Source organism: Photobacterium sp. (assembly GCF_057456235.1).
Window position 1 is genome coordinate 512216 of record NZ_JBVCPH010000001.1, and the last position, 26257, is coordinate 538472.

Below are 26257 nucleotides of genomic sequence, written 5' to 3' on the forward strand. Positions count from 1 at the left end.
CCGGGTTTTAACAAGGTTGTATTCTACCAGCGGTAAACAGCTGTAATGATCATACGGTGATCAGAGCCGTTAACCGATGTGAGTCTGCTCACCCATGTACTTACGCAGTGCATGAGGGATAGCGATGCGGCCGTCTGCTTCTTGGTTGTTCTCAAGAATCGCCACCATCGTACGGCCAACAGCAAGACCAGAACCGTTTAGCGTGTGAACAAGCTCTGGCTTCTTCTCGCCCTTACGACGGAAGCGAGCTTGCATACGACGTGCCTGGAAATCCCACATGTTAGAACATGAAGAGATTTCACGGTAAGTTTCTTGCGCAGGAACCCAAACTTCCAGATCGTAGGTTTTGCATGCGCCAAAGCCCATGTCACCCGTACATAGAACCACTTTACGGTATGGCAGCTCTAACAACTGCAGAACTTTCTCAGCGTGACCCGTCAGCTCTTCCAGGGCAGCCATTGAATCTTCAGGCTTGGTGATTTGTACCAATTCCACTTTGTCGAACTGGTGCATACGGATCAGACCACGGGTATCACGACCGTATGAGCCCGCTTCAGAACGGAAACACGGTGTATGAGCAGTCATTTTCAGAGGAAGATCAGCTTCGTCTGTAATGGTATCGCGCACCATGTTTGTCACTGGTACCTCGGCAGTCGGGATCAGTGACATACCTACGCCTTCTTCAGTAGCTGGCTGGGTGTGGAACAGATCTTCGCCAAACTTAGGTAACTGGCCTGTGCCAAACAAGCTGTCTTTGTTCACCAGGTACGGTACATACATTTCTGTATAGCCGTGCTCTTCGGTGTGAAGGTCCAGCATGAACTGTGCAATCGCACGGTGAAGACGCGCAAATTGGCCTTTCATTACGATAAAGCGTGAACCAGAAATCTTAACCGCACTTGCGAAATCAAGACCACCGGCCATTTCACCCAAATCAACGTGATCTTTTACGTCGAAATCGTAACTTTTTGGCTCACCCCAGCGAGAGATCTCAACGTTCTCGTCTTCATCTTTACCTGCTGGTACAGAATCATCCGGCAGGTTAGGCACAGATAGCGTAATGTCCTGAAGTTCGATTTGAAGTTCAGCAAGGGCTTTTTTCGCGTCATCCAGCTCGTTACCAAGATTGGCAACTTCAGCCAAGATCTTCTCGGCTGCGTCATGATCGCCTTTAGCTTTAGCTTGACCAATCGACTTCGATCGCGAGTTACGCAGAGCCTGCAGCTCTTCTGTCTTTACCTGAAGGGACTTACGTTTCTCTTCAAGGTTGCGTAATTTTTCAACATCGAGGTTAAAACCACGACGCGCGAGTTTTTCAGCTGTTTCGTCCAGCTCAGTTCGAAGTAATTTAGAATCTAGCATGCTAATCCTGTGCTCTTAAATATTCTGAAATGCATGTTATTCAGACAATTCATGTCAAAATAATCTTATTTTTCCATACGCCAGCAAGTCTGACGTCAATTGTTCAACGATACCCAAAAAGCCTTATTATTGGTAGCGCTTTAATGAGCTTTTGGCATCTAAAGAAGCAAGATAATCCAACTTTTCTGCAATTTTGGTCTCTAAGCCTCGATTTGTCGGCTGATAGTAACGTGTCTCTTTCATTTCCGGTGGAAAATAGTTCTCTCCGGCCGCATAGGCACCAGGCTCGTCATGGGCATAACGATACTCAGCCCCGTAGCCTAATTCTTTCATTAACTTGGTTGGTGCATTACGTAAATGAGGTGGTACTTCATAATCAGGGTGGTTACGGGCATCTTCTTTCGCATTCGCAAAGGCGACGTAGACCGCATTGCTTTTCGGTGCACATGCCAGATAGACGATTGCCTGAGCAATCGCCCGCTCACCTTCATATGCCCCCACCCGGGTAAAGCAATCCCAGGCAGAAACCGCAATCTGCATACCGCGCGGATCGGCATTGCCGACATCTTCCGAAGCAATTGCCAGTAAACGACGAGCGACGTACAGCGGATCACAGCCCGCTTGCAGCATACGGGCATACCAATACAGTGCCGCATCAGGATTCGAGCCCCGGATCGATTTATGTAGAGCGGAAATCATGTCGTACCACAGATCGCCTTTGTTATCGAAACGACCAATCTTCTCTCCGGCCACTTCAGCCAGCAAAGATAAGGTGATCTGCTTAATGCCGCTGCCGTCTTCTTCCGCCATATCGATGAGCTGCTCAAGATAGTTCAGCGCCATACGGGCATCACCACAAACCAGCTCGGCCAAGCGTTCTGTTACATCATCGACGAAGCGCATATTAGTATCGCTGATGCCGCGGCTCTTATCGGCCAACGCCTGCTCGATGACCGCCAGAATTTCTTCCGTTTCCAGCGATTTCAATTTATAGACCCGGGCACGTGACAACAATGCGTTGTTCAACTCGAAAGAGGGATTTTCCGTGGTCGCGCCGATAAACGTCACCGTGCCGTCTTCGATGTGCGGCAAAAAAGCATCTTGCTGGCTTTTGTTGAAGCGGTGCACCTCGTCGACAAACAAGATAGTACGGCGACCGGCCATCTTATTGTCTCTGGCTTTATCTATCGCAGCACGGATGTCTTTGACCCCAGAGGTAACGGCAGAGACTCGTTCGACCTCGGCGTTGGCATAATTTGCCGCAACTTCTGCTAACGTCGTTTTACCTGTACCTGGCGGCCCCCAGAGGATCATCGAGTGCAGATGACCCGCCTCAAGCGCACGACGCAGCGGTTTTCCTTCACCCAGAATGTGGTGCTGACCAATGTACTCTTCTACAGTACGGGGACGCATACGCGCTGCGAGCGGGCGAAAGTCAGAAGAAAAATCGAGGCTAAAGTTACTCAAAATAACCACTCTCTTTAATACGGAAAAAGGCGGTACTCAGTACCACCTATTTAAACAATTGCGATAGGGTCGAGGATCGAGGGTCCAGATCCTCGCTACTAGAATACGCGCATCTCATCGCTGAAACACTTAATTGCGCTGATCATCTAGCTCAACCCCTTTCGGTGGCGAAAAGGTAAACATGCCGCCTTCAGGCATCTGCTTACTGAACTGGCGGAAGGTAAAATTGCTACGCTGCCCGTCTTGTTCAACAACAGAGAAATTACGCACTTCACCGCTTTTAGCGACAGTAACAACAAACTTGCCCATTGAGGATGTGTTGTCTTTGGGCGTCAGGGTAAATGTATCTGACGTTTGCGCCACGTTGTAATGCGCCCAGTCACTGTCACTATTGCGAGTCAGCAACACAAATGGGGTCTGCTCTGTGGCATCTTGCAGCCACATTGCCGTGACCTGTTCGATGAACGGGCTGTAGTACCACAGCGTTTTGCCATCTGAGATCAATATGTTTTCGTCAGGCGTGACGGTATTCCAGCGAAAAAGATTCGGACGTTTAATGGCAACATCGCCCTGACCTTCCACCAGTACATCACCTTCGGGACTCAGCACTTGTTGATCAAACTGTGCACTGAACGCATTCACTAGATTTAACCGCTCACTTAGCTCTTGCTGCGGATCAGCCCAAGCAGCGGTGGAAACGATTATGGGCGCTGCAACCAGCAAACTCATTACTATTTTTTTAATCATTTTCAACAACCTATATTTTTAACCATTCTGGCTAATCCCTTGGTGGCGGTGGCGGAGCCAATACTTCACGGTTACCATTATGCCCCGGAGGGCTCACAATCCCGTGTGCTTCCAGTTGCTCCACAATACGCGCCGCGCGGTTATAACCAATTTTAAATTTGCGTTGTACGCCGGAGACTGAGCCCCGCCGTGTTTCTGCTACAAAAGCGGCAACCTCATCAAATAATTGATCTCGGTCGTCATCTGCGGATGTAGATTCACCCGGTAATAAGCTTTCTGAACCTTGCTCTGCATTTAAGATACTGTCGATGTATTGTGGCCGTCCGCGGGCTTTCCAGTCATTGACAACATTATGCACATCATCATCTGACGCAAAGGCACCATGAACACGTATGGTATGGCTCTGACCTGGTGGTAAATACAGCATATCACCCATTCCCAGTAGCGACTCTGCCCCGCCCTGATCAAGAATGGTGCGGGAATCGGTTTTGGTCGATACCGTAAATGCCATACGGGTTGGAATATTGGCTTTAATCAAGCCGGTGATCACATCCACAGATGGGCGCTGAGTCGCCAGTATAAGGTGGATTCCGGCAGCACGTGCTTTCTGGGCCAGGCGAGCAATCAGTTCTTCCACTTTTTTACCAACAACCATCATTAAGTCGGCAAATTCGTCGATGATAACAACAATACTTGGCATTTTCTCTAACAACGGGGGATGTTCATCCATGCTATCGCCGGGCTTCCATAACGGATCATAAATCGGATGGCCGGCCTCTGCCGCTTCCTGTAATTTCGCATTATAACCGGCAAGGTTACGCACCCCGACCGCAGACATTATTTTATAACGGCGCTCCATCTCACCCACACACCAGCGAAGTGCATTACCTGCATCTTTCATGTCGGTAACCACTTCCGTCAACAGGTGCGGGATCCCTTCATAGATCGAGAGTTCCAGCATTTTCGGGTCGATCATGATGAAACGACAATCTTCCGGCTTACATTTATACAGCAAGCTCAGGATCATGACGTTGACACCCACCGATTTACCAGACCCCGTTGTACCGGCGACCAGCAAGTGCGGCATTTTGCTCAAATCCGCCACCACCGCTTCACCGGCTATGTCATTACCCAATACGATAGGCAGCGCGCCTTTCATATTTCGGAAGCGCTCGCTGTCGACCACTTCCGACATATACACAGTCTCACGGCTATGGTTAGGCAGCTCCAGACCGATATAGGGTTTGCCCGGTATAACCTCGACAACACGTACCGCCGTTGCCGATAAGGCACGGGCTAAATCTTTTGCCAGACCGGAAATTCGACTGACTTTGACACCCGGCGCAAGATCCAATTCATAACGGGTAATAACCGGCCCGGGGCACACCGCGACCACCCGGGCTTTTATTTTATAATCCGCCAGCTTTGACTCAACTAACCGTGCCGTTTCCATCAGCTCTTCTTCTGATGTCGGCTCAACGTTTTGCTTTGGCGGTGCCAGTAAATCAATCGTTGGCATGGGTGAGGTCGGAACAGGTAGATCAGGACCTTTTTTCATTAAAAACGGATTATCGAGACCGGCGGCATGGACTTGCTCTTTTTGCGCGTCCCGGATCTTTTGCAAAAAGATCTCTTCATCGGACATAGGTTCTGCGCCGGCTTGTTGTGCGCGTTCTAACTCCGACATGCCGTCGTGGACGCCGATCTCGATACTGGTGTGTGGTTCGATACCACGCTCAACAGCAGCTTGCTCAGGTTCTGTGACTTGCATGGCGTCCATCGGTTGTTGATTGGCCTCCACCCTAGGAAGGCTTGGCTCCGAAACTGGCTCATTTTGCGATAAAACGATGCTTGCTGGTATGTCAGCGCCGTCTTGCTGTAAATCCTGATACGTGGCTTGATCACGCCCGATGGCCTTCTCGGCAGAAGGGCGGTTATTAACGAGCGACAAGTCACCTAAAGCCGGCTCATAAGGCTCCTGTAATGAATGCTCTGCCATTTCCGGTTCTGCTGCAGGCCCATCTGCTGCCAACACATTACTTTGAGCTGTCAGCGGCTCTTGCTCTTCGACATAAACCGTAAAATCTTCGTCATTTTCCAGTTCACGTTCCAATTGGGCAATGGTCAGTCCTTTTGCCTGTACCGTTGAGGTGATCTCAACGGATGCTGGCGAAAGCATTGCCTGATCCGGACGTTGTTGCGCCGACGCCGTGCCGGCAAGGTGCTCATCAGCCACAGCGGCGCCCAGGGCTTCAACCGCGGCGGCTTCGTTTCTGGACGTTTGGGCACGGCCAGACATTACAATTCTCGGAGCCGGAGCTTCGGCTTCCCATGGCTGGCGCGCAGATAATTGTTCCTCTTGTGCAAACGGCTCTCCTGCTCCCGATTTCTGGCTGTAAGAGGCTAATAACACATCATCAGCGTCTGGCTGAGATTGGATCATCTGCTGTGCATATGGGGTTTGCTGCTCATCAGGAATATCGGCCGCAAACGGTGTCAGGGTTTCTGATTTATCAGCGCGGATCTTGTTCAGCAACCAAGACAGGCTGCCTAACGTCGTGTCGCCTAATGTATCGACAATGGATAACCAGGAAATACCGGTAAATAATGTAAAGCCGACGGCCCAGACAAACATCATCACCAAGGTGGTACCGAGTATGTTGAGCAGAGGTAAGGTCATATTCGAAACAACATCACCAATCACTCCACCGGACGAGAAGTACCAGATATCATCAAAGTTCAAATCGGCTAGACCACAGCTGGTCAGAAACAGCAAAAGCAAGCCGAGCAGACGCGTTCCGAAGATCGTATAATCAATCGACTTCGGCTCTTTGCGATGGCTGAATAATACCCATGCGGCCAGCACAATGGCGGCCGGCAAGAGATAAGCCAGAGAGCCGAAAGCGAAGAAAAAAGTATCTGCGACGAGTGCCCCCATGGCCCCCGCTTTATTTTGGACGGGGCCTTCCCACGCGGTTTGAGACCATGACGGATCGGCGGGATCAAAGCTTACCAATGCCACCATGATAAAAATGGCGGCCAGAATGCCGATAATTAGAAAGCTCTCAAGAATGCGCTGTCCGCCAGAAAGACGCGCTTTGGGCTGCTGTTTGCCTTTAACCTTCCTCAAAAAAAACTCCGGTGTTTCTACTTTAATAACAAAAAAAACGGCGTCATAACCAATCTTGAAAACGGGCTATCTCAGCACCCGCCACCAACACCCGTTGGTTGATTCATTGATTAATTTATTATTGACTGCATTTGTATACCCAGAAAAATCCGTTTCTATCTGCCCTATCTTATACCAGTTAAGATCATTTGTGATGTTATCAGTGTAAGAAACAAAAACTGGAAGCAAGACGCTGAAACTCAGTATTGTAGACGTGTATGCGTTGATAAAATTCATCATTTTGTTAATTAACGGTGATAATCGCTCAATTTATCAACGTTCTGCCAAATCTATTGATTATCTGACCATTCAGAATGTTTTCGGGGGGAGTTATGTTGATGAGTGACGTCTTCGGATGACAACGGATTCTTGCCTGAAAAGTAAAAATGAACAGAAGCGAAATAGATCGCGTTTAATAAAAATAAAATATCACTTCGCAACAGGGTCGGAGCTGACAATACCAAGATGGTTAAAACTTGTCGGTATCACGTCCAGAAACAAATCGAGCGGCATACGCCGCCCGATCCACTCGCCTCACTCTGCCACCAGCAACCGAATCACCATCAAAGATAGCTCACAGTGTCATTAGCGAGTTTTAATAACCAAGTTATTAGTTTGCTTAACTTCTTCCATGACCACGTAAGTGCGGGTATCGTTAACACCAGGTAGACGAAGTAGTGTTTCGCCTAGCAGTTTACGGTAAGCCGACATATCAGATACGCGTGTTTTTAACAGGTAATCGAAATCACCGGATACAAGATGGCATTCCTGAATATCTTCCAGCTCCTGAACTGACTTGTTGAATTGCTCGAATACGTCAGGCGCACCGCGGTTTAGCGTGATTTCAACAAAAACAAGCAGCGATGCATCTAGAAACTGAGGGTTCAACAGTGCAGTGTAGCCGCTGATATAACCTTGACGCTCTAGTCGACGCACACGCTCAAGACAGGGTGTTGGAGAAAGCCCAACACGCTTAGACAGTTCAACATTCGAAATGCGACCATCTTTTTGCAGCTCATTCAAAATGTTACGGTCAATGCGATCCAATTCCTTGGATGGTTTCTTTTTGGTATCTACCATTTTTTATTCCACCTTCTTACTTCCTTGCAAAAAAATATACTACAACTTTCCAATATTTAGAATCAAATACTCTGATAGTCAAACTATACTGCCATTAGATCCGCATTAACAACCTTGCCGATAGCAAATAACACTATGATGCCAAGGGGGAAGCAGGATGATCATTGGTGTACCCAAAGAAATCAAAGACCATGAATACCGCGTGGGTCTGATCCCATCGAGCGTTCGTGAGCTTGTCTTACTCAATCACCAAGTCCTCGTCGAAACCAATGCCGGGGCTGGTATTGGCCTGAGCGATGCTGACTATCAAGCTGCCGGTGCGTTCATTATTTCTAGCGCCAAAGAAGTTTTTACCAGATCAGAGATGATTGTCAAAGTAAAAGAGCCTCAGGCAGTAGAAAGAACTATGCTCCACGAAGGGCAGATTTTATTCACCTATCTCCATCTTGCACCAGATCTTCTGCAAACAAAAGACCTGATAAAGAGTAAAGCTGTCTGTATTGCTTATGAAACGGTAACAGATAATAAGGGTACATTACCACTTTTAGCACCAATGTCTGAAGTTGCAGGACGAATGTCTGTTCAGGCAGGTGCCCAGACACTGGAAAATTCGCGGGGCGGACGCGGGCTATTGTTAAGTGGCGTACCGGGGGTCGAACCGGCAAAAGTCGTCATTTTAGGTGGTGGCGTCGTTGGCTCGAATGCTGCACGTATCGCATTAGGTATGCGCGCTGACGTCACGATTCTCGACCGGAACATAGAGACACTACGGGCATTAGATGCTGAATTTCAAGGCCGGGCGAAAATCATCTATTCAACCGCAGAAGCCATCGATCATCTGGTTATCGATGCCGACCTGATTATCGGAGCGGTACTGATCCCCGGCGCTGCTGCGCCCAAACTGATCACAGCAGAACACGTCAAAATCATGAAGCAGGGCTCTGCGCTGGTTGATGTTGCTATCGACCAAGGCGGCTGTTTTGAGACCTCTCGCCCGACAACGCATACCGAGCCGACTTATATTGTTGATGATGTCGTCCATTATTGTGTTGCCAATATGCCCGGCGCCGTTGCCCGCACCTCAGCGATCGCGTTAAACAATGCCACCCTGCCCTATGTACTCAACCTGGCAAACAAGGGATATAAGAAAGCGCTGCTAGAAGATGAAGGGTTCTTAAATGGCATGAACATCATGCACGGCAAAGTGACTTGTAAAGAAGTGGCGGATGCCTTCGATCTTCATTTCACCGATCCCACCGTTGCCCTCAGTATGCATTGATCGACCGAGCATCTCGCTGAGAACGTACTGTATGAGGGAAATCTTCCTGCTGATTTTCCTTTTTGCTCTGCTGATCATCCTCGTTTTTACGCCCTCTTTTGGACTGTATTTCATTTGGCATAATGACACGCTTTCTTTACGCCCCCAATTTACCTACAATCACCCACTTAATAAGAAATAATCCCATTCAGCCTGGAGAAGTAATGAGTAACGTAAGACATTGTAATCTGCTCATCCTCGGTTCTGGCCCTGCTGGCTATACCGCCGCGGTTTATGCTGCTCGTGCCAACCTGAACCCAGTGATGATCACGGGCATGCAGCAAGGCGGTCAGCTCACGACGACAACCGAAGTTGAAAACTGGCCAGGTGATGCGGAAGGTTTAACCGGTCCGGCCCTAATGGATCGCATGAAAGCTCACGCCGAGAAGTTTGAGACTGAAATCATCTTTGATCACATCAATGAAACCGATTTTAGCCAGCGCCCGTTTCGTCTGAAAGGCGACAGTGGTGAATACACCTGTGATGCGCTAATCATTTCAACCGGCGCTTCCGCTAAATACCTGGGGCTGGAGTCGGAAGAAACCTTCAAAGGCCGTGGCGTGTCAGCTTGCGCAACATGTGATGGTTTCTTCTACCGTAACCAAAAAGTTGCCGTTGTGGGTGGCGGTAATACTGCGGTTGAAGAAGCATTATACCTGTCCAACATCGCATCTGAAGTACATCTTATTCACCGTCGCGACGCATTTCGTTCAGAGAAGATTCTGATCAACCGGCTGATGGATAAGGTAGAAAACGGCAATATCGTTCTTCACACCGATCGCATTCTGGACGAAATTCTGGGCGATGATATGGGGGTTACGGGGGTTCGCATTAAAGATACCAAATCTGATGCGACAGAAACTATTGACGTTATGGGTGCCTTCATTGCTATCGGCCATCAGCCGAACACGGCAATCTTTGAAGACCAGCTGGATATGGCCAACGGCTATATCAAAGTCCAGTCAGGTACTCAGGGCAATGCCACCCAAACCAGTGTCGAAGGGATCTTCGCTGCCGGTGATGTCATGGATCATGTCTATCGCCAGGCTATTACCTCGGCGGGAACCGGTTGTATGGCCGCCCTTGATGCAGAGCGTTATCTGGATGCATTAGAACAACAAAAATAATCTTATTTCTGGCCGTTGTTAATAACGGCCAGATCTTTTCAGTCTGCTCAACATCTGCCTGCATACTGCAGCGCACCGTTTAACAACGATACCTTTTTTATGGATAAACAATTACAACGTGATTTAACCCAGTGGTTAAAATCACAAAGCAAGTTAGCCAAACGCTGGCTTATGCTGAGTGTCGGGCTTGGTTTCCTTTCAGGGGTGCTCTTAGTCGGCCAAGCTGCGCTATTAGCCAATATACTCCACCAACTGATCATAGAACACACCGACAAGTATGAACTCGTCAGCCAGTTTGTCGGCCTGATCGCCATTGTAGGCTTACGCGCAGCTTGCAGCTGGGGGCGGGAAATTTTCGGCTACCGCTGCGGCGAACAAATTCGGCTCCATATCCGCCGGCTGATCTTAAACCGCCTGCACAGTCTGGGACCGGCTTACATCAAAGGCAAACCAGCCGGTGCCTGGGCCAGCCTGGTTCTTGAGCAAGTCGAAGAGATGCAAGATTTTTTTGCTCGCTACCTCCCTCAGATATCGATTGCGGTACTGGTTCCTGTCGTCATCCTGGTGACAGTCTTCCCTATAAACTGGGCTGCAGGCTTGATTTTTTTAATCACAGCTCCGCTTGTACCAATGTTTATGGCGTTAGTCGGCTTAGGGGCAGCAGATGCTAACCGACGTAACTTTAAAGCATTACAGCGCCTTTCCGGCCACTTTTACGATCGTTTGCAAGGGCTGTCTACCCTTCGTTTATTTAACCGCGCGGATGCAGAAGCTGAAAACCTTCATACCGCCTCGCATGTGTTGCGTAAACGCACCATGGAAGTATTGCGTCTCGCCTTCCTGTCGTCTGCAGTACTGGAGTTTTTCTCCGCCATTTCGGTTGCTATCGTTGCCGTTTACTTTGGTTTCTCGTTTATCGGTGAATTAAATTTCGGCCACTATGGTGTACCAATCTCGCTGTTTACCGGCCTTTTTGTCCTCGTCTTAGCTCCCGAGTTCTACCAGCCACTGCGTGATCTGGGTACCTTCTACCACGCTAAGGCCCAGGCTATCGGTGCTGCAGAATCGATCGTTGAGTTTCTTAACGTTGAAGCCGACGAAATGGCCGCTGGTGACAAAGAACTGCCGTCACCGGAAACCATCGAAATCAGGGTAAGCGATCTGGAAGTACTGAGCCCTCAGGGTCAGGTTCTTGCCGGCCCGTTAAGCTTCGATATTCTGGCCCGCGAACAGGTTGCTCTGGTCGGACCTAGCGGCGCGGGTAAGACCAGCCTGCTTAATGCCCTGCTCGGTTTCCTGCCTTATCGCGGCAGCTTGAAAATCAACGGGATCGAACTGAAAGAGCTGGATCACAGCGAGTGGCGTCAGGCGATTAGCTGGGTGGGACAAAACCCGCTGCTCGTTCATGGCACTGTCCATGACAACATCACCCTAGGCAACACGCTGGCAACCGATGAGCATGTTGGCCTGGTAGCAAAACAGGCCTATGCAGACGAGTTTATCAACCGTCTCGAAAAGGGCTACCAACACCATGTCGGTGATCGCTCCGGAGGCTTATCTGTAGGTCAGGCACAGCGTATTGCTGTTGCCCGTGCCATGCTGCAAAGCGGTGCATTTTGGGTCTTAGACGAACCCACCGCGAGTCTTGATGCTAACAGTGAAAAACTGGTGCTGAAAAGCCTGAGCCAAGCCGTACAAGGCCAAACAACGTTAATGGTCAGCCACCGCCTAGATCAGTTATCGACCATTGACCGTGTTCTGGTATTAGAAGACGGTAAGCTGGTTCAGAACGGTCATTTCGATCAAATCAGTCATGAAGGTTTACTCGCCGACATGCTTTCCCATACCGATAAGAGGGATCTCAATGCGTGATTTAATCCCTTACCTGAAGCTCTACCGTAAACACTGGTTCGGCCTGACTCTGGGCATGCTATTAGGTCTGGCGACCTTGCTTGCGGCAATGAGTCTGTTAACCCTTTCCGGTTGGTTTATTTCCGCTTCGGCGGTTGCAGGCTTAACTATTGCCCGTGAAACGTTCAACTACATGCTGCCCGGAGCCGGGGTTCGCGGGTTCTCAATTGCCCGTACCGCAGGCCGCTGGGGGGAGCGTGTGGTCAGCCATAATGCCACCTTTAAATTACTGGCCGATCTGCGTCTGTTCTTTTTCAAAAAGCTGACCCCCTTAATTCCGGGCCGTCAGGCTAACTTACGAGATGCAGACTTGCTAAACCGTCTGGTGGCAGATGTCGATGCGATGGACCACGTTTACCTGCGCCTGATCAGCCCGCTGACTATCGGCATTATCGGTCTGCTTACGATCACCGGCTTTCTGGCCTGGTTTGATTTAACGATCGGCCTGACCCTGGGAGCTATCCTGCTGACATTGATGCTAGCTCTGCCAGTGATTTTCTACCGCCTGGGTAAATCCAACGGTGCCGCGCTAACCTATGCCAAAGCCAACTATCGTATTAAGCTGCTGGATTGGTTGCAGGGACACGCAGAATTATTGCTGTTCAATGCGGAAGAACGCTACCGCAAGCAGGCAGAAGATGAACAGCAGTTATTGCTGGCAGCGCAACGCCGGATGGCCAGCCTGACCGGATTAGCCAATGCCATCCTGATGGCAGCAACGGGCTGGACCCTGGTACTGATTATCTGGATTGCCGCTGACGGTGTCGGTGGTGCTGCCCCCGATCCTTTCGTCGCCATGGTTGCCTTTGCCACGATGGCCAGCTTTGAGCTGATGATGCCTGTTGCGGGTGCCTTCCAGTATCTGGGGCAGACCCTGACATCGGCTCGTCGCCTGAACGAAATCATCGAAGCCACACCGGACACGCTATTTGATCCAAATGGCCATCAGGCTGCAGTGAAGGGTGATATCACTATTGATAATATCAGTTATACCTATTACGGCAGTGACCAACCGGTACTGAACAATGTGTCCGTCAGTCTGAAACAAGGGAAAAAGCTGGCACTGCTTGGCCGTACTGGTTGCGGTAAATCTACTCTGCTTCAGCTTCTGACCCGAAACTGGGATCCGCAACAGGGCCAAATCCGTATTGATGACGTGGTACTGCCGGATTGGCATGAAGACTCACTCCGGAAAGCCGTGACCGTCGTCAGCCAGCGCGTTGACGTGTTTAACGGCTCATTGCGTGAAAACCTGATACTGGCAAAACCGGAAGGTAGTGACGAAGAGTTTATCGCGGCGCTGAATAGCGTCGGTCTGCAAGTGCTGCTTGACGGTAAGGGGTTAGATACCTGGCTCGGTGATGGGGGACGCCAGATCTCGGGTGGTGAACGCCGTCGCTTAGGTATTGCCCGTGCACTGTTACATGATGCACCGATCCTGCTGCTCGATGAACCGACAGAAGGGCTGGATCGCCGTACCGAGCAGCAGATCCTGAACCTGCTACTGGAGCATGCCAAAAACAAAACCGTTCTGTTTATCACCCACCGCTTGGTGGGTCTGGAACAGATGGATCAGATTTGCCTGATGGATGAAGGCGAAATCATTGAACACGGGAAGCACAAAGAACTGTTGGCGGCAGGCGGCCGTTATTCAGAATTGTGCAATCGTATTTAAGGTTTGATAATTGAGAAAAACGAGGAATGAGAGTTCCTCGTTTTTAAAAAACCTTATCCACCCGTACCCCTTCATTGAAATAGAGAATTCGCACATTGTCACCCCGGCCGAAAATCATACTCTGGTCGACATCCTGAATCACATCAATCAATTTTCCGTCATCGGTTTTAATCAATATTTCCACCAGGCGATATTCAACGACTGTTTGACCAGGCTGGCGATTATGCGCAATGCTGGCTCCGGCCACAACACCGACAGCCGTTGCAACCTCACGGCCTGTACCGTCACCAAACTGATTGCCAATCAAGCCTCCCACCACGCCACCCAATAAGGTTTCCCAGCCGTTATGCCGCGAGTTAATCACTTCCTGCTGGGTGATATAGCGAACAGTATCGACTTGGCCGAAGACTATCTTGTTAACAGCACGGGCTTCATTACGGTTGTATGGCGCTGCCGTTAAAGTCAGTGGCAGCAATAACAGTAACATTAACAACGTTCTCATATATAATTTCCCCACAGGCCCTAATATTAAACTGAATAATTGAGTTTCTATGGCTATTTACCTGCCGGAATTAGACCCGGTTGATACGCATTTCCCTAACCCGGAAACCGCTCTTGACGATCCCAATGGCTTACTGGCTTTTGGCGGAGACTTACGGCCTGAACGTTTGGTGTCTGCTTATCGACAAGGGATCTTCCCCTGGTATTCTGATGGCGAGCCTATTTTATGGTGGAGCCCTGCTCCCCGGGCGATCTTCCTTCCAGACAAGTTTAGACCGAGCAAAAGCCTGCGTAAATTTTACCGTAAATCAGGATACCAAATCACGCTGAATAAAGCCTGTCATGAAGTGATCCGTCAATGCGCCGCCAGCCGGGGGCCGGACGCCACCTGGATAACGGCCAGCATGATGCAAGCTTATCAAGTCATGCATAATCTCGGCTATTGCCACTCCGTCGAAGTGTGGGATCAGGGCAAGCTGGTCGGTGGCCTGTATGGCTTACAAGTCGGGACAATCTTCTGTGGTGAATCGATGTTCTCGCTGGCAGACAATGCGTCAAAGATCGCGCTATGGTTTTTCTGTCGCCACTTCACCGCGCACGGCGGTAGCTTAATCGACTGCCAAATCATGAATGACCATCTAGAATCATTAGGTGCTGTCGAAATTGAACGTCGTCCGTTCATGCAACAATTGCATCGGGATAGAGATGCAATACTTAAAACCGGCTGCTACACAGCACAAGAGTTGCTGGTCCCAGCAGAATAAAGGCGTCTATGAATAACCTCTCTTTACGAATTGGTTTAACTCCCTTTTCTTATTGTAACTATCTGCCCGGCAAACAAGAGCAACTGGGCGTGGTAATGGACCAACACTGGCTTTCAGCCAAAGGTTACAGCGTACTGTTAGCTTCAGGTTATCGTCGCAGCGGCTGCGCTGTCTATAAACCCATGTGCGAACAATGTACGGCCTGTACCCCAATCCGTGTTGATTGCCAATGTTTCACACCATCGAAAAGTCAGAAGCGCCAGCTCAATCAGATGAAGAAGCTGCGCTGGGAATTTAAAGCCAAGTTAGATGACAACTGGTTCACGCTGTATGAAAAGTACATCCGGTTACGTCATGCTGAAGGCGCCATGTATCCCGCGAACAAACAACAGTTCTTTGATTTCTGCACCGCCGAATGGATGGACACGCTTTTTCTTCACGTCTATGAGGACGACACTCTGGTTGCCATTGCCGTTACTGACGTGTTTGTTGATGCGCTAAGCGCGGTATATAGCTTTTTCGAACCGGACTCGACGCTGTCGCTGGGTACTCTGTGTGTATTATTCCAGATTCAATACTGCCAGCAGACCGGACGAAAGTGGCTCTACCCCGGCTATCAAATTGATGCCTGCAAGGCGATGAATTACAAAATCAGATTTAAGCCACACCAAAAATTAATTCAGGGGCGATGGCAGGAATAGCCAGTAACATCGCCATCCTGACTGAAATTAGTACACTTAACCGTTACCTAATATGTGTATTTCGACAAAATCAGGGTAAAATGAACTTTAGTCGGTAACAAAAGCTGACAAAGAGTACAGGCAAGGGTAGAATTGCGGCCTAAACTTTACACTTAAACAGTTTAAAGGCATTATTCTGCCCGATCAGAAGAATGGCAGGTAGCCTAAGAGGATTCAATGGCAAAAGAAGACGTAATTGAAATGCAAGGTACTGTACAAGATACACTGCCTAACACTATGTTCCGCGTTGAACTGGAAAACGGTCACGTAGTTACCGCTCACATCTCTGGTAAAATGCGTAAGAACTATATCCGTATTCTGACTGGTGACAAGGTTACCGTGGAACTGACTCCGTACGACCTGACTAAAGGCCGCATCGTCTTCCGCGCACGTTAATCTTAAAACGAGATTAAAGAATACTGTGAAACCCGGCCAGTTGCCGGGTTTTATTTTGTCTGTTGTTAGTGTTCACCTAATACCTATCTACATCGGCAGATAAAAAATAACCACCTCTCAGCGGTTATTTCGTTTGTATTGTTGAAAACAGTTGTTGGTAAAAGCACTGGCTAATGCGCAGGTTCCATTTCGCTATTGAAATGGAAATCGAGTTCGCCATTGATGTAATCAACCCGTACCGAACCGCCGTTTACCAGGCAACCAAACAACAATTCATTGGCCAAAGGCTTCTTGAGGCGGTCTTGAATGAGTCGGGCCATCGGACGTGCCCCCATGCTCTTGTCATACCCTTTCTCTGCCAGCCAGACACGAGCACTATCAGAGACTTCCATCGAAACGCCACGGGCATCAAGCTGGGCTTGCAACTCAACAATGAACTTATCGACCACTTGAGAAATAACCTCTTTATCAAGGTTGTTAAACCAAATGATGCTATCTAAACGGTTACGAAATTCTGGTGTAAACACACGCTTAATTTCCGACATCGCATCCAGGCTGTGATCTTGCTGAATCAAACCAATCGACTTACGCACTGTCTCCGTGACACCGGCATTGGTAGTCATAACAAAGATGACATTACGAAAATCGGCTTTACGACCGTTATTATCCGTTAATGTCCCGTTATCCATTATCTGAAGTAGCAGGTTAAACACATCAGGGTGCGCTTTTTCAATTTCATCAAGCAATACGACCGAGTGCGGCTGCTTAATAACCGCATCAGTGAGCAGTCCACCCTGGTCATAACCGACATAACCGGGAGGCGCACCAATCAAACGGCTAACGGTATGTCGTTCCATATATTCCGACATATCAAAACGCAGCAACTCAATACCTAAAGTACGCGCCAGCTGAACGGTTACTTCCGTTTTACCTACCCCGGTAGGGCCCGCAAACAGGAATGAACCGACAGGTTTATTCTCAGCCCCCAAACCGGCACGACTTAACTTGATCGCTTCAGTCAGCGCATCAATAGCCGGATCCTGTCCAAACACCAGCATCTTCAGCTTACTATCCAGATTCTTCAGGACATCACGGTCACTCGATGACACTGATTTTTCAGGAATACGTGCCATTTTAGCGATCATCGCTTCGATATCGCTAACGTTAACGGTTTTCTTACGGCGACTCGCAGGCGCAAGGCGACAGCGGGCGCCGGCTTCATCTATCACATCAATTGCCTTATCAGGCAGATGACGTTCATTGATGTATTTCGCTGACAATTCGACCGCGGCACGAATCGCTTTATTGGTATAGCGTACATCGTGGTGTGCTTCGTATTTGGGCTTCAGGCCCATCAATATTTTAGTGGTGTCATCGATCGTAGGCTCAATAACATCGATCTTCTGGAAACGACGAGCCAACGCACGCTCTTTCTCAAAAATATTGCTGTATTCCTGGTAAGTCGTTGACCCCATGCAGCGAATTTTTCCGCTGCTCAGTAACGGCTTGATGAGGTTGGCGGCGTCTACCTGACCGCCAGACGCAGCACCTGCACCGATGATGGTATGAATTTCATCAATGAACAGAACCGCGTGAGCTTCTTTTTCAAGCTGTTTCAAAATACCTTTAAAGCGCTTCTCGAAGTCACCACGATATTTCGTTCCTGCTAGCAAAGAACCAATATCCAATGAATAGATAACACAGTCTTGAATAATTTCAGGAACCTGGCCTTCAACAATACGCCATGCCAGCCCCTCAGCGATGGCGGTTTTACCGACACCGGCCTCACCGACCAGTAATGGGTTGTTTTTTCGACGGCGACACAGAACCTGAACGGTGCGTTCAAGTTCGCTATCTCGGCCAATTAACGGATCAATACCACCGGCACGGGCCAGTTGGTTCAGGTTAGTTGCAAAGTTTTCCAGCTTGTCTTCTGAGCCTTGTTCAGCGCGAGGTTCTTCCCCTCCGACATCCGAACCACCCAAATCATCGTTGTCACTGTCCTTGACAGTACCGTGCGAAATGAAATTGACCACATCTAAACGGCTAATGTCACTTTTCTTCAGTAGATAAGCGGCATGAGATTCTTGCTCGCTGAAAATGGCAACAAGCACATTAGCACCCGTGACTTCACTGCGACCCGATGATTGGACATGGAAAACAGCGCGCTGCAGAACACGCTGAAAGCTTAGTGTTGGTTGCGTTTCACGGCTCTCATCATCCATAGGAATGAGCGGTGTGGTCTGCTCGATGAATGAATCAAGCTCCTTGCGTAAAACATCAAGGTCAGCGCGGCACGCTAACAGCGCTTCTTGAGCGGCGACGTTTTCTAGTAAGGCCAACAGTAAATGCTCAACGGTCATAAACTCATGGCGCTTTTCTCTCGCACGTGCAAATGCACCGTTCAAGCTGGCTTCAAGTTCTTTATTTAGCATAAGGCACCTCCCCTAAATACCACTCAATATGGCGTGCCGGAAAAAGTTTAAGCTTTCTCCATAGTACACAGTAGTGGATGTTCATGCTCCCTAGCATACATCATCACTTGTGCCACTTTCGTTTCAGCGACTTCAGCGGTGAAGGTTCCGCAAATGGCTTTCCCTTCATAATGTACAGAAAGCATCAACTGTGTGGCTTTCTCCAGATCCATGGAGAAGAACTTCTGTAACACTTCTATCACAAAATCCATCGGAGTGTAATCATCATTGTTTAAAATAACTTTATACATCGACGGTGGTTTAACCTGAGTTTTTTCCTCATCTAATACATCTGACTCAGGAATAATCCATTCATATAACTTACTCATAATCTCATCTTATAGCTAAAGAATCCAAATGCCATTTATTAACAAAAACTTAAAAGATCAATGCATAAATCCATGGCGACTAAATGGCGACACTTTTTCTCTACCTATACATCAACACTAATCCACCAATTGTATTCCAGCAAATCTAAGGTGGCTATGACCAAATTAATTTTTACAGCAACACCTATCTGTTTAAGCCTGTTAAAACAGTCAATATGGCCACGTTTGTCATAAACTGATCGGCAAGTGCCAGCTTAATCTGATTTTTTACGGCATTAACTATTTCCTCAATTTCCATTTTTCCTTTTTACGTTGAGCTCAACGATCTTTATCGTGCTCTTTAACCAAAAACGGTAAAAACATTCCTTGAAGCTCAACCAAATGTTTAATCACCCGTTTAAAACAAGTTCACTATCCTGCTGCCCTGCGAATCTTAAGGCTTTTTGGCTCTTGCGAAGGTGCGCTTTCTGTCGATGAACTTATATTCACGCCCTTAAATATCGAGTCTGTCACAAATAGCGAAAAGTGGCGCACATGTAATAAATAGATACCAAATATGATTTTATTTGAGTTTAGTGATTCTGAACAGTCTCTGATTATCGGCTCAGGGCCCATATGGCGCGGGTTGTGGGCGGCGAAGCTTATGATTTCATCTTCATCATTTGTTGAAGCACTTAGTATATCCGGATTAATAAAAAAAGATTTTATCCAAATGTTACAATATGCACTTGACTGTCTAGCACTTTTTACTAAAGTGTAACCTGTAGTAGATATAAACTGCATCAAATAGCATTAGTATGCAAGAGTTCGAGGATGAGCCTTGCTAACTAATGCAGAATGGAACTTGAATGCAAGAGGGATGTAAAGCATGGCAACAGGTACGGTTAAATGGTTCAATAACGCCAAAGGTTTTGGTTTCATCTGCCCTGAAGGAGGAGATGGTGATATCTTTGCACACTATTCAACCATCCAGATGGATGGATATCGAACACTAAAAGCTGGCCAGCAGGTCAACTATCATGTTCAGACTGGTCCTAAAGGTTTCCATGCCAGCGAGATAGTCCCGCTCGACGGTGATACGGCAAAATAGTCATCAACGTTAAGTCGCATCAAATCCTAAAGGTGGGCAATGTGCTCGCCTTTTTTTATCAAACGAACCAACCTTCTCACCAAGCTGCATTCGTCGCCTGACTAACATGTAAGTAATCTATTTCTGATCTCATTTTAACTCACGTAATACATCAATAAGCGAAAAGTCAGACCTTCCCGACCACTGAATAAAAAGTGAATAAACCCACCGTCATTATTAACATTTTAATTAACAAGTTAAATCTAGTGCACCCGACAGATTAAAGACCAACAAAAAAGGCCCAGCCGAAGCTGAGCCCTTTACATATCACGAGAGTAAAAAATGAATTTTTACATCTGCTCAATCATATCATTAGCAAACTCAGAACACTTACGAAGCGTTGCACCTTCCATCAGGCGTTCAAAGTCATAAGTTACCGTCTTATTGCTAATGGCAGCTTCGGTCGCGCTGATGATGAGATCAGCGGCTTCAGTCCAGCCCATGTGGCGAAGCATCATTTCAGCCGAAAGAATGAGTGAGCCAGGGTTTACTTTATCCTGACCGGCATATTTCGGTGCTGTACCGTGAGTGGCTTCAAATAGCGCTACGCCATCACCAATGTTTGCGCCTGGGGCAATACCGATACCTCCAACCTGAGCGGCAAGTGCATCCGAAATGTAGTCACCGTTCAAGTTCATGGTCGCAATAACATCGTACTCAGCAGGACGAAGCAGGATCTGTTGCAGGAATGCATCTGCGATACAGTCTTTAATAACGATCTCTTTGCCAGTGTTTGGATTCTTCAGTGTCATCCATGGACCACCGTCCAACAGCTCTGCTCCAAACTCTTGCAATGCAACTTCGTAACCCCAATCTTTGAAGGCACCCTCGGTGAACTTCATAATGTTCCCTTTGTGAACCAGCGTTAACGAGTCACGGTCATTATCGATTGTGTACTGGAGGGCTGCGCGGATCAGACGCTTAGTCCCTTCCTCAGAAATAGGCTTGATCCCGATACCACACTGCTGCGGAAAACGAATTTTCGTTGCGCCCATTTCGTCTTGCAGGAATTTAATGACTTTATCGGCTTCTGCCGTGCCAGCTTGAAATTCAACACCGGCGTAGATATCTTCTGAGTTTTCACGGTAGATAACCATGTCGGTCAGTTCCGGTTGTTTAACCGGGCTTGGTACGCCTTCGAAATAACGAACCGGACGCGCACAGATGTACAGATCAAGTTCTTGGCGCAGAGCAACATTAAGGGAACGAATACCACCGCCAACTGGAGTCGTTAACGGGCCTTTAATAGCCACTTTATATTCACGAATGAAATCTAAAGTTTCTTGCGGTAGCCACGCGTCTTCGCCATAAACCTGGGTTGATTTCTCACCGGTGTAGATTTCCATCCACTCAATTTTACGGTCGCCAGCGTACGCTTTTTTCACTGCCGCATCGACAACTTTGATCATTGCAGGACTTACATCAACACCAATACCATCACCTTCAATGTATGGAATGATCGGGTTGTTAGGAACGACCAGCTTACCGTTTGCGTCAAGTGTAATTTTTTGACCTTCAGCTGGTACAACTACTTTACTATCCATTTAAATCTCCTAGCGTCCATTTGTTATCTTTTTGTAAGATGCGCGCAAATCATACTTGAAATTTTACCAACACGCCAATTGAGTTTTTTTAGCGTATAATGGGACCGTCGAAATTACCAACCCCCAGAACAGCACGCTACCTATGAAGCCAAACACCTCCTATCGTCAAGCTCAACGGTCCAATAATGAGCGCAGAGCATCAAGAAAACTGCATAAACCAAAGCGCCCTCGCGGTCCGCAAAAGATCATTTTATTTAACAAACCATTCAATGTATTGACTCAGTTTTCCGGTGAACCTGGCGATAAAACACTGTCTGATTACATCCCGGTAAAAGACATCTATCCTGCCGGACGGTTAGATAAAGACAGCGAAGGTTTGTTGGTGTTAACCAACGATGGCGTACTTCAGGCTCGCTTGACTCAGCCAAAATCTAAATCACCTAAAATCTATTGGGCGCAGGTCGAGGGCGTTCCTAGCGATGATGATCTGGAGCAACTCCGTAAAGGGGTAACCTTAAATGACGGGCCAACCCTACCTGCAGATATTGAGCGTATTACTCAACCTGAAATATGGGATCGTAACCCACCAATTCGTGAGCGTAAAAACATACCGACAACCTGGCTTGCGATCACGTTGAGAGAAGGCCGGAATCGGCAGGTACGTCGTATGACCGCCCACATCGGCTTTCCGACCTTGCGCCTGATCCGCTATAAGATGGCGGACTGGACAGTTAATGATCTGGCCCCTGGCGAGTGGCGTGAAGTGACTTTAATACCGACAACTGACCACTAACCTCTGTGCGGCTAAATAAATATTGCTTGCCGGTAGCGTTCGCTGCCGGTATTTCCTGACCGATTTTTATCACGGGTCCACACATAAAAAGCTACACATTGCATGCGTGTTCAACTATTATTGCCAGCAATTAGCAAACGTTTGCGTGACTGTAAGGTAAGACCTTGAGTTTTTATCATAAAGGCGTATTCATGCAGCATATTGTCGTTTTTTCAGTACGATAAAATTATTAAAGTGTGATTCTGCTCTCGGTCTGTTTCGGCCCTGAGCTTTCTGTTAGAATTACACTCTTATCACTACTAGCGACTTAAGAGAAATATGTCAGATAACAGCCAGAAAAAAGTCATTGTCGGCATGTCCGGCGGCGTTGACTCTTCCGTATCAGCTTACTTATTGCTTCAACAGGGCTATCAGGTTGAAGGCCTGTTTATGAAGAACTGGGAAGAAGACGATAATGAAGAATACTGCTCTGCCGCAGAAGATCTCGCTGATGCGCAAGCTGTATGTGACAAGCTAGGGATCCACCTTCATACGATTAACTTTGCAGCAGAATACTGGGATAATGTGTTCGAGTACTTTCTGGCTGAATACAAAGCAGGTCGTACACCTAACCCGGATATCCTTTGCAACAAAGAGATCAAATTCAAAGCCTTCCTGGAGTTCGCCGATGAAGTTCTGGAAGCTGATTACATTGCGATGGGTCACTACACTCGACGTAGTTTCCCGACCGGTGAAGGCGAAAAGCCACAGATGTTACGCGGTGTCGACACCAACAAAGATCAGAGCTACTTCCTGTATACCCTTAGCCATGAACAAATTGCGCGCAGCCTGTTCCCGGTCGGTGAGTTGGAAAAACCCGAAGTACGCCGTATTGCAGAAGAGCAAGATCTGATCACCGCGAAGAAAAAAGATTCAACCGGTATCTGCTTTATCGGTGAGCGTAAATTCACTGAGTTTTTAAGTAAGTACCTTCCGGCTCAGCCAGGAAATATTGAGACGGCTGATGAAGGCAAAGTGATTGGCGAGCACCAGGGCCTGATGTACCACACCCTGGGACAGCGTAAAGGTCTGCACATCGGTGGTCAGAAAGGCGGTGGCGGCAATGAAGATGCGTGGTACGTTGTCGATAAAGATGTTGAGCGTAACGTATTGGTTGTTGGACAGGGTAAAGATCACCCACGCCTGAAATCGAATGGTTTAATCGCCTCTCAGCTACACTGGGTTGATCGTCAGCCAATTCGTGCACCAATGACTTGCACTGTAAAAACCCGTTACCGGCAGCAAGATATTCCTTGCACCATTATCCCTGTGGATGATGAGAACATCAAAGTGATTTTCGATGAGCCTCAAATTGCCGTTACTCCGGGTCAGTCCGCAGTATTTTATCAAGATGAGATCTGCCTTGGCGGCGGTATTATTGAGCAGCGAATCTAAAGGAGCAGGCACTCGTGGCAAACACTCTGTATGACCGAACTATCGCATTTGCCGGTATTTGTCAGGCTATAAAGCTTGTTCAAACAATTGCCCGTGACGGCACGTGTGATAGCAATGAACTGGAAGCATGTCTGAACAGTATCTCTGTAACAGATCCTTCAAATACTGTTGAAATTTATGGTAATGAGGCCAACCTGAGACTTGGTCTTGAAACCTTAGTGTCCGAAATAGATAGCACACCATCGGGTAATGAAATTACGCGTTATCTGGTGAGCGTTATGGCACTGGAGCGCAAGCTATCCGGCCGACGTGACAGCATGGCACAGCTGGGCGATCGTATTGATACCATCAAACGTCAAACGGATCATTACGAGTTATTAGATGATCAAATGATAAGTAATCTTGCCAGTATCTATCTGGATATTATCAGCCCTCTCGGCCCAAGAATTCAGGTAACCGGTACACCTGCGCATCTTCAGCAGCCACAAGTACAACATAAAGTACGCGCTTTGCTTTTAGCAGCGGTACGAAGTGCCGTACTTTGGCGCCAGGTTGGCGGCAAACGTCGTCACCTGATCTTCGGTCGGAAACAAATGGTTGAACAAGCAAAGATCTTGCTCGCCCGCTGTTAATTTTACGGGCTTACCCGCTTATGTGATAAGTCATAATGTAGTTTATTAATCGATATCCTTAGCTATTCATCAGCTGAACAGCTAAGGATTTACATATACTGTTCTAACCTCATCAATATCAGGAGAGAGACAACATGGAACTGTCAGCATTGACTGCTGTTTCCCCGGTAGACGGCCGTTACGGAAGTAAAACAAGTGCACTTCGCAGCATTTTCAGCGAATTTGGTCTGCTAAAATATCGCACTATTGTTGAAGTCCGTTGGTTACAAAAACTAGCCGCTACTGATGCTATCGTCGAAGTTCCTGCGTTCAGTGATGAAGCAAATCAGTTTTTAGATCGCATCGCTGCTGAATTTAGCGAAGAAGATGCGCTGCGTATAAAAACAATCGAGCGTACGACTAACCACGACGTTAAAGCTGTTGAATACTTCCTGAAAGAGAAAGTTGCAGAAGTACCAGAACTACACGCAGTCAATGAATTCATTCACTTTGCTTGTACTTCTGAAGACATCAACAACCTTTCTCACGCACTCATGCTTAATGAAGCGCGTGAAAAAGTAATGCAGCCAGAGATCCGCAACGTTATCGATGCAATCAAAGGCCTTGCGAAGGAATACCGCGACATTCCATTACTTTCCCGTACCCACGGCCAGCCCGCTTCTCCATCAACGATGGGCAAAGAAATGGCCAACGTGGCGTACCGTATGGAACGTCAGTTCAAGCAAATCGAAAACGTTGAAATTCTGGGTAAAATCAACGGTGCTGTAGGTAACTACAACGCTCACATTTCTGCTTATCCGGAAATCGACTGGCACCAGTACAGCGAAGAGTTCGTCACATCTCTTGGCATTACCTGGAACCCGTACACAACGCAAATCGAACCGCATGACTACATTGCTGAGCTGTTTGATGCGTTTGCTCGTTTCAATACTATTCTTCTGGATTTTGACCGTGACGTTTGGGGCTACATTGCTCTGGGTCACTTCAAGCAAAGAACAATCGCGGGCGAAATCGGTTCTTCAACGATGCCGCACAAAGTCAACCCAATCGACTTCGAAAACTCTGAAGGTAACCTGGGTCTTGCTAACGCGCTGTTCTCTCACCTTGCCCAGAAACTGCCTGTATCCCGATGGCAGCGTGATCTGACTGACTCAACCGTTTTACGCAACCTGGGTGTCGGTTGTGGCTACGCAATCATTGCTTATACTTCGACACTGAAAGGTATCAGCAAGCTGGAAGTCAATCAGGCAGCACTAGAGGCTGAACTGGACAAGAACTGGGAAGTTCTGGCTGAGCCTGTACAAACCGTTATGCGTCGCTACGGCATCGAAAAGCCATACGAGAAGCTGAAAGAGCTGACTCGCGGCAAGCGTGTGGATGGCGAAGGCATGCGTACCTTCATCGACGGTCTTGAGCTGCCTGAGCACGAAAAAGCACGCCTGAAAGAGATGACACCGGCTAACTACATCGGTGACGCAATTAAGCTTACTGACAAGCTGTAATTCTTTCAAATATCATTACGAAATGGGCTGGCATTTTTGCCGGCCCTTTTTCCTTCTTTATCCCCCCTATTCTTATCCTCCCTCTGTAGCAACAAAGACTGAAAAAGCTTTTATTGAAAATAAACCATATATATCAATAATATATTTATAACATGTATAATTT

21 protein-coding genes are annotated in these 26257 nt (G+C 47.8%); 12 read left to right on the forward strand and 9 right to left on the reverse strand.

Translation table 11 applies throughout. From position 1 onward, the window contains the following. Window positions 1–69: 69 nt before the first annotated feature. The 5 genes from serS to lrp all read right to left on the reverse strand — a co-directional run bounded on the left by serS (window position 70) and on the right by lrp (window position 7825). Window positions 70–1362 (reverse strand): serine--tRNA ligase, encoded by a 1293-nt coding sequence (gene serS, locus AC2204_RS02245; RefSeq protein WP_318923784.1) that lies wholly within the window; start codon window positions 1360–1362, stop codon window positions 70–72. Between the two features lie 126 nt (window positions 1363–1488). Next, a complete protein-coding gene (locus AC2204_RS02250) occupies window positions 1489–2829 on the reverse strand; it encodes a replication-associated recombination protein A (RefSeq protein ID WP_318923786.1) in 1341 nt (446 codons plus the stop codon). Between the two features lie 129 nt (window positions 2830–2958). Continuing rightward, window positions 2959–3573 carry an outer membrane lipoprotein periplasmic chaperone LolA gene (gene lolA / locus AC2204_RS02255; RefSeq protein WP_486766995.1) on the reverse strand — a complete coding sequence of 205 codons (615 nt, stop codon included), beginning with the start codon at window positions 3571–3573 and terminating at the stop codon, window positions 2959–2961. A gap of 34 nt (window positions 3574–3607) precedes the next feature. Next, window positions 3608–6706: a DNA translocase FtsK gene (locus AC2204_RS02260; RefSeq protein WP_318923790.1), complete on the reverse strand. Its 3099-nt coding sequence runs from the start codon at window positions 6704–6706 to the stop codon at window positions 3608–3610. Between the two features lie 624 nt (window positions 6707–7330). Next, complete coding sequence (gene lrp, locus AC2204_RS02265; protein WP_007467256.1) at window positions 7331–7825, reverse strand: leucine-responsive transcriptional regulator Lrp; 495 nt, start codon at window positions 7823–7825, stop codon at window positions 7331–7333. A 157-nt stretch (window positions 7826–7982) separates the two neighbouring features. Between lrp and ald the strand changes: the two genes are divergently transcribed. From ald to cydC, 4 genes are all read left to right on the forward strand, one after another. Then, window positions 7983–9104: an alanine dehydrogenase gene (gene ald, locus AC2204_RS02270; RefSeq protein WP_318923796.1), complete on the forward strand. Its 1122-nt coding sequence runs from the start codon at window positions 7983–7985 to the stop codon at window positions 9102–9104. A 203-nt stretch (window positions 9105–9307) separates the two neighbouring features. After that, the gene (gene trxB, locus AC2204_RS02275; protein WP_318923797.1) at window positions 9308–10270 is read left to right on the forward strand and encodes a thioredoxin-disulfide reductase; all 963 of its coding nucleotides are present in this window, start codon (window positions 9308–9310) and stop codon (window positions 10268–10270) included. A 99-nt stretch (window positions 10271–10369) separates the two neighbouring features. Continuing rightward, entirely contained in the window at window positions 10370–12142 is a 1773-nt protein-coding gene (gene cydD, locus AC2204_RS02280) for a heme ABC transporter permease/ATP-binding protein CydD (RefSeq protein ID WP_318923798.1), read from the forward strand. Beyond that, window positions 12135–13856, forward strand: coding sequence for a heme ABC transporter ATP-binding protein/permease CydC (gene cydC, locus AC2204_RS02285; RefSeq protein WP_318923800.1), 1722 nt, complete (start codon window positions 12135–12137; stop codon window positions 13854–13856). The genes cydD and cydC overlap by 8 nt, the downstream gene beginning before the upstream one ends. Before the next feature lie 43 nt (window positions 13857–13899). Here cydC and AC2204_RS02290 read toward each other — a convergent pair whose 3' ends face one another. After that, on the reverse strand, window positions 13900–14358 hold the full coding sequence (locus AC2204_RS02290) for an outer membrane lipoprotein (RefSeq protein WP_318923801.1): 459 nt from the start codon (window positions 14356–14358) through the stop codon (window positions 13900–13902). 49 nt (window positions 14359–14407) lie between these two features. On the opposite strand from AC2204_RS02290, the gene aat reads away from it, so the two are divergent. From aat to infA, 3 genes are all read left to right on the forward strand, one after another. Further along, a complete protein-coding gene (gene aat, locus AC2204_RS02295; protein ID WP_318923803.1) occupies window positions 14408–15121 on the forward strand; it encodes a leucyl/phenylalanyl-tRNA--protein transferase in 714 nt (237 codons plus the stop codon). 8 nt (window positions 15122–15129) lie between these two features. Beyond that, the gene (locus AC2204_RS02300; RefSeq protein ID WP_318923804.1) at window positions 15130–15822 is read left to right on the forward strand and encodes an arginyltransferase; all 693 of its coding nucleotides are present in this window, start codon (window positions 15130–15132) and stop codon (window positions 15820–15822) included. Window positions 15823–16038: 216 nt separating this feature from the next. Then, a complete protein-coding gene (gene infA / locus AC2204_RS02305) occupies window positions 16039–16257 on the forward strand; it encodes a translation initiation factor IF-1 (RefSeq protein ID WP_006231244.1) in 219 nt (72 codons plus the stop codon). 170 nt (window positions 16258–16427) lie between these two features. Here infA and clpA read toward each other — a convergent pair whose 3' ends face one another. Then, window positions 16428–18692 carry an ATP-dependent Clp protease ATP-binding subunit ClpA gene (gene clpA / locus AC2204_RS02310; protein ID WP_318923806.1) on the reverse strand — a complete coding sequence of 755 codons (2265 nt, stop codon included), beginning with the start codon at window positions 18690–18692 and terminating at the stop codon, window positions 16428–16430. 47 nt (window positions 18693–18739) lie between these two features. Further along, the gene (clpS, locus tag AC2204_RS02315) at window positions 18740–19060 is read right to left on the reverse strand and encodes an ATP-dependent Clp protease adapter ClpS (RefSeq protein WP_107284560.1); all 321 of its coding nucleotides are present in this window, start codon (window positions 19058–19060) and stop codon (window positions 18740–18742) included. Window positions 19061–19928: 868 nt separating this feature from the next. Here clpS and cspD point away from each other — a divergent pair. Then, the gene (gene cspD / locus AC2204_RS02320; protein WP_107284559.1) at window positions 19929–20150 is read left to right on the forward strand and encodes a cold shock domain-containing protein CspD; all 222 of its coding nucleotides are present in this window, start codon (window positions 19929–19931) and stop codon (window positions 20148–20150) included. A gap of 329 nt (window positions 20151–20479) precedes the next feature. Here cspD and icd read toward each other — a convergent pair whose 3' ends face one another. Continuing rightward, complete coding sequence (gene icd, locus AC2204_RS02325) at window positions 20480–21733, reverse strand: NADP-dependent isocitrate dehydrogenase (RefSeq protein WP_318923810.1); 1254 nt, start codon at window positions 21731–21733, stop codon at window positions 20480–20482. 142 nt (window positions 21734–21875) lie between these two features. Here icd and rluE point away from each other — a divergent pair, with 142 nt between their 5' ends. The 4 genes from rluE to purB all read left to right on the forward strand — a co-directional run bounded on the left by rluE (window position 21876) and on the right by purB (window position 26094). Next, the gene (gene rluE / locus AC2204_RS02330; protein WP_318923811.1) at window positions 21876–22526 is read left to right on the forward strand and encodes a 23S rRNA pseudouridine(2457) synthase RluE; all 651 of its coding nucleotides are present in this window, start codon (window positions 21876–21878) and stop codon (window positions 22524–22526) included. Between the two features lie 318 nt (window positions 22527–22844). Beyond that, window positions 22845–23960, forward strand: a complete 1116-nt coding sequence (mnmA, locus tag AC2204_RS02335) for a tRNA 2-thiouridine(34) synthase MnmA (protein ID WP_318923813.1) — start codon at window positions 22845–22847, stop codon at window positions 23958–23960. A 14-nt stretch (window positions 23961–23974) separates the two neighbouring features. Then, window positions 23975–24592 carry a high frequency lysogenization protein HflD gene (hflD, locus tag AC2204_RS02340; protein WP_318923814.1) on the forward strand — a complete coding sequence of 206 codons (618 nt, stop codon included), beginning with the start codon at window positions 23975–23977 and terminating at the stop codon, window positions 24590–24592. 134 nt (window positions 24593–24726) lie between these two features. After that, a complete protein-coding gene (purB, locus tag AC2204_RS02345) occupies window positions 24727–26094 on the forward strand; it encodes an adenylosuccinate lyase (RefSeq protein WP_318923815.1) in 1368 nt (455 codons plus the stop codon). Window positions 26095–26257: the final 163 nt, after the last annotated feature.

Coding starts and splice junctions, on each gene's coding strand:
- infA (WP_006231244.1), top strand. CDS start 16,039: ATGGCAAAAGAAGACGTAATTGAAATGCAAGGTACTGTACAAGATACA.
- AC2204_RS02300 (WP_318923804.1), top strand. CDS start 15,130: ATGAATAACCTCTCTTTACGAATTGGTTTAACTCCCTTTTCTTATTGT.
- purB (WP_318923815.1), top strand. CDS start 24,727: ATGGAACTGTCAGCATTGACTGCTGTTTCCCCGGTAGACGGCCGTTAC.
- trxB (WP_318923797.1), top strand. CDS start 9,308: ATGAGTAACGTAAGACATTGTAATCTGCTCATCCTCGGTTCTGGCCCT.
- cydD (WP_318923798.1), top strand. CDS start 10,370: ATGGATAAACAATTACAACGTGATTTAACCCAGTGGTTAAAATCACAA.
- AC2204_RS02290 (WP_318923801.1), bottom strand. CDS start 14,358: ATGAGAACGTTGTTAATGTTACTGTTATTGCTGCCACTGACTTTAACG.
- clpS (WP_107284560.1), bottom strand. CDS start 19,060: ATGAGTAAGTTATATGAATGGATTATTCCTGAGTCAGATGTATTAGAT.
- clpA (WP_318923806.1), bottom strand. CDS start 18,692: ATGCTAAATAAAGAACTTGAAGCCAGCTTGAACGGTGCATTTGCACGT.
- lrp (WP_007467256.1), bottom strand. CDS start 7,825: ATGGTAGATACCAAAAAGAAACCATCCAAGGAATTGGATCGCATTGAC.
- icd (WP_318923810.1), bottom strand. CDS start 21,733: ATGGATAGTAAAGTAGTTGTACCAGCTGAAGGTCAAAAAATTACACTT.
- ald (WP_318923796.1), top strand. CDS start 7,983: ATGATCATTGGTGTACCCAAAGAAATCAAAGACCATGAATACCGCGTG.
- aat (WP_318923803.1), top strand. CDS start 14,408: ATGGCTATTTACCTGCCGGAATTAGACCCGGTTGATACGCATTTCCCT.
- cspD (WP_107284559.1), top strand. CDS start 19,929: ATGGCAACAGGTACGGTTAAATGGTTCAATAACGCCAAAGGTTTTGGT.
- serS (WP_318923784.1), bottom strand. CDS start 1,362: ATGCTAGATTCTAAATTACTTCGAACTGAGCTGGACGAAACAGCTGAA.
- mnmA (WP_318923813.1), top strand. CDS start 22,845: ATGTCAGATAACAGCCAGAAAAAAGTCATTGTCGGCATGTCCGGCGGC.
- rluE (WP_318923811.1), top strand. CDS start 21,876: ATGAAGCCAAACACCTCCTATCGTCAAGCTCAACGGTCCAATAATGAG.
- cydC (WP_318923800.1), top strand. CDS start 12,135: ATGCGTGATTTAATCCCTTACCTGAAGCTCTACCGTAAACACTGGTTC.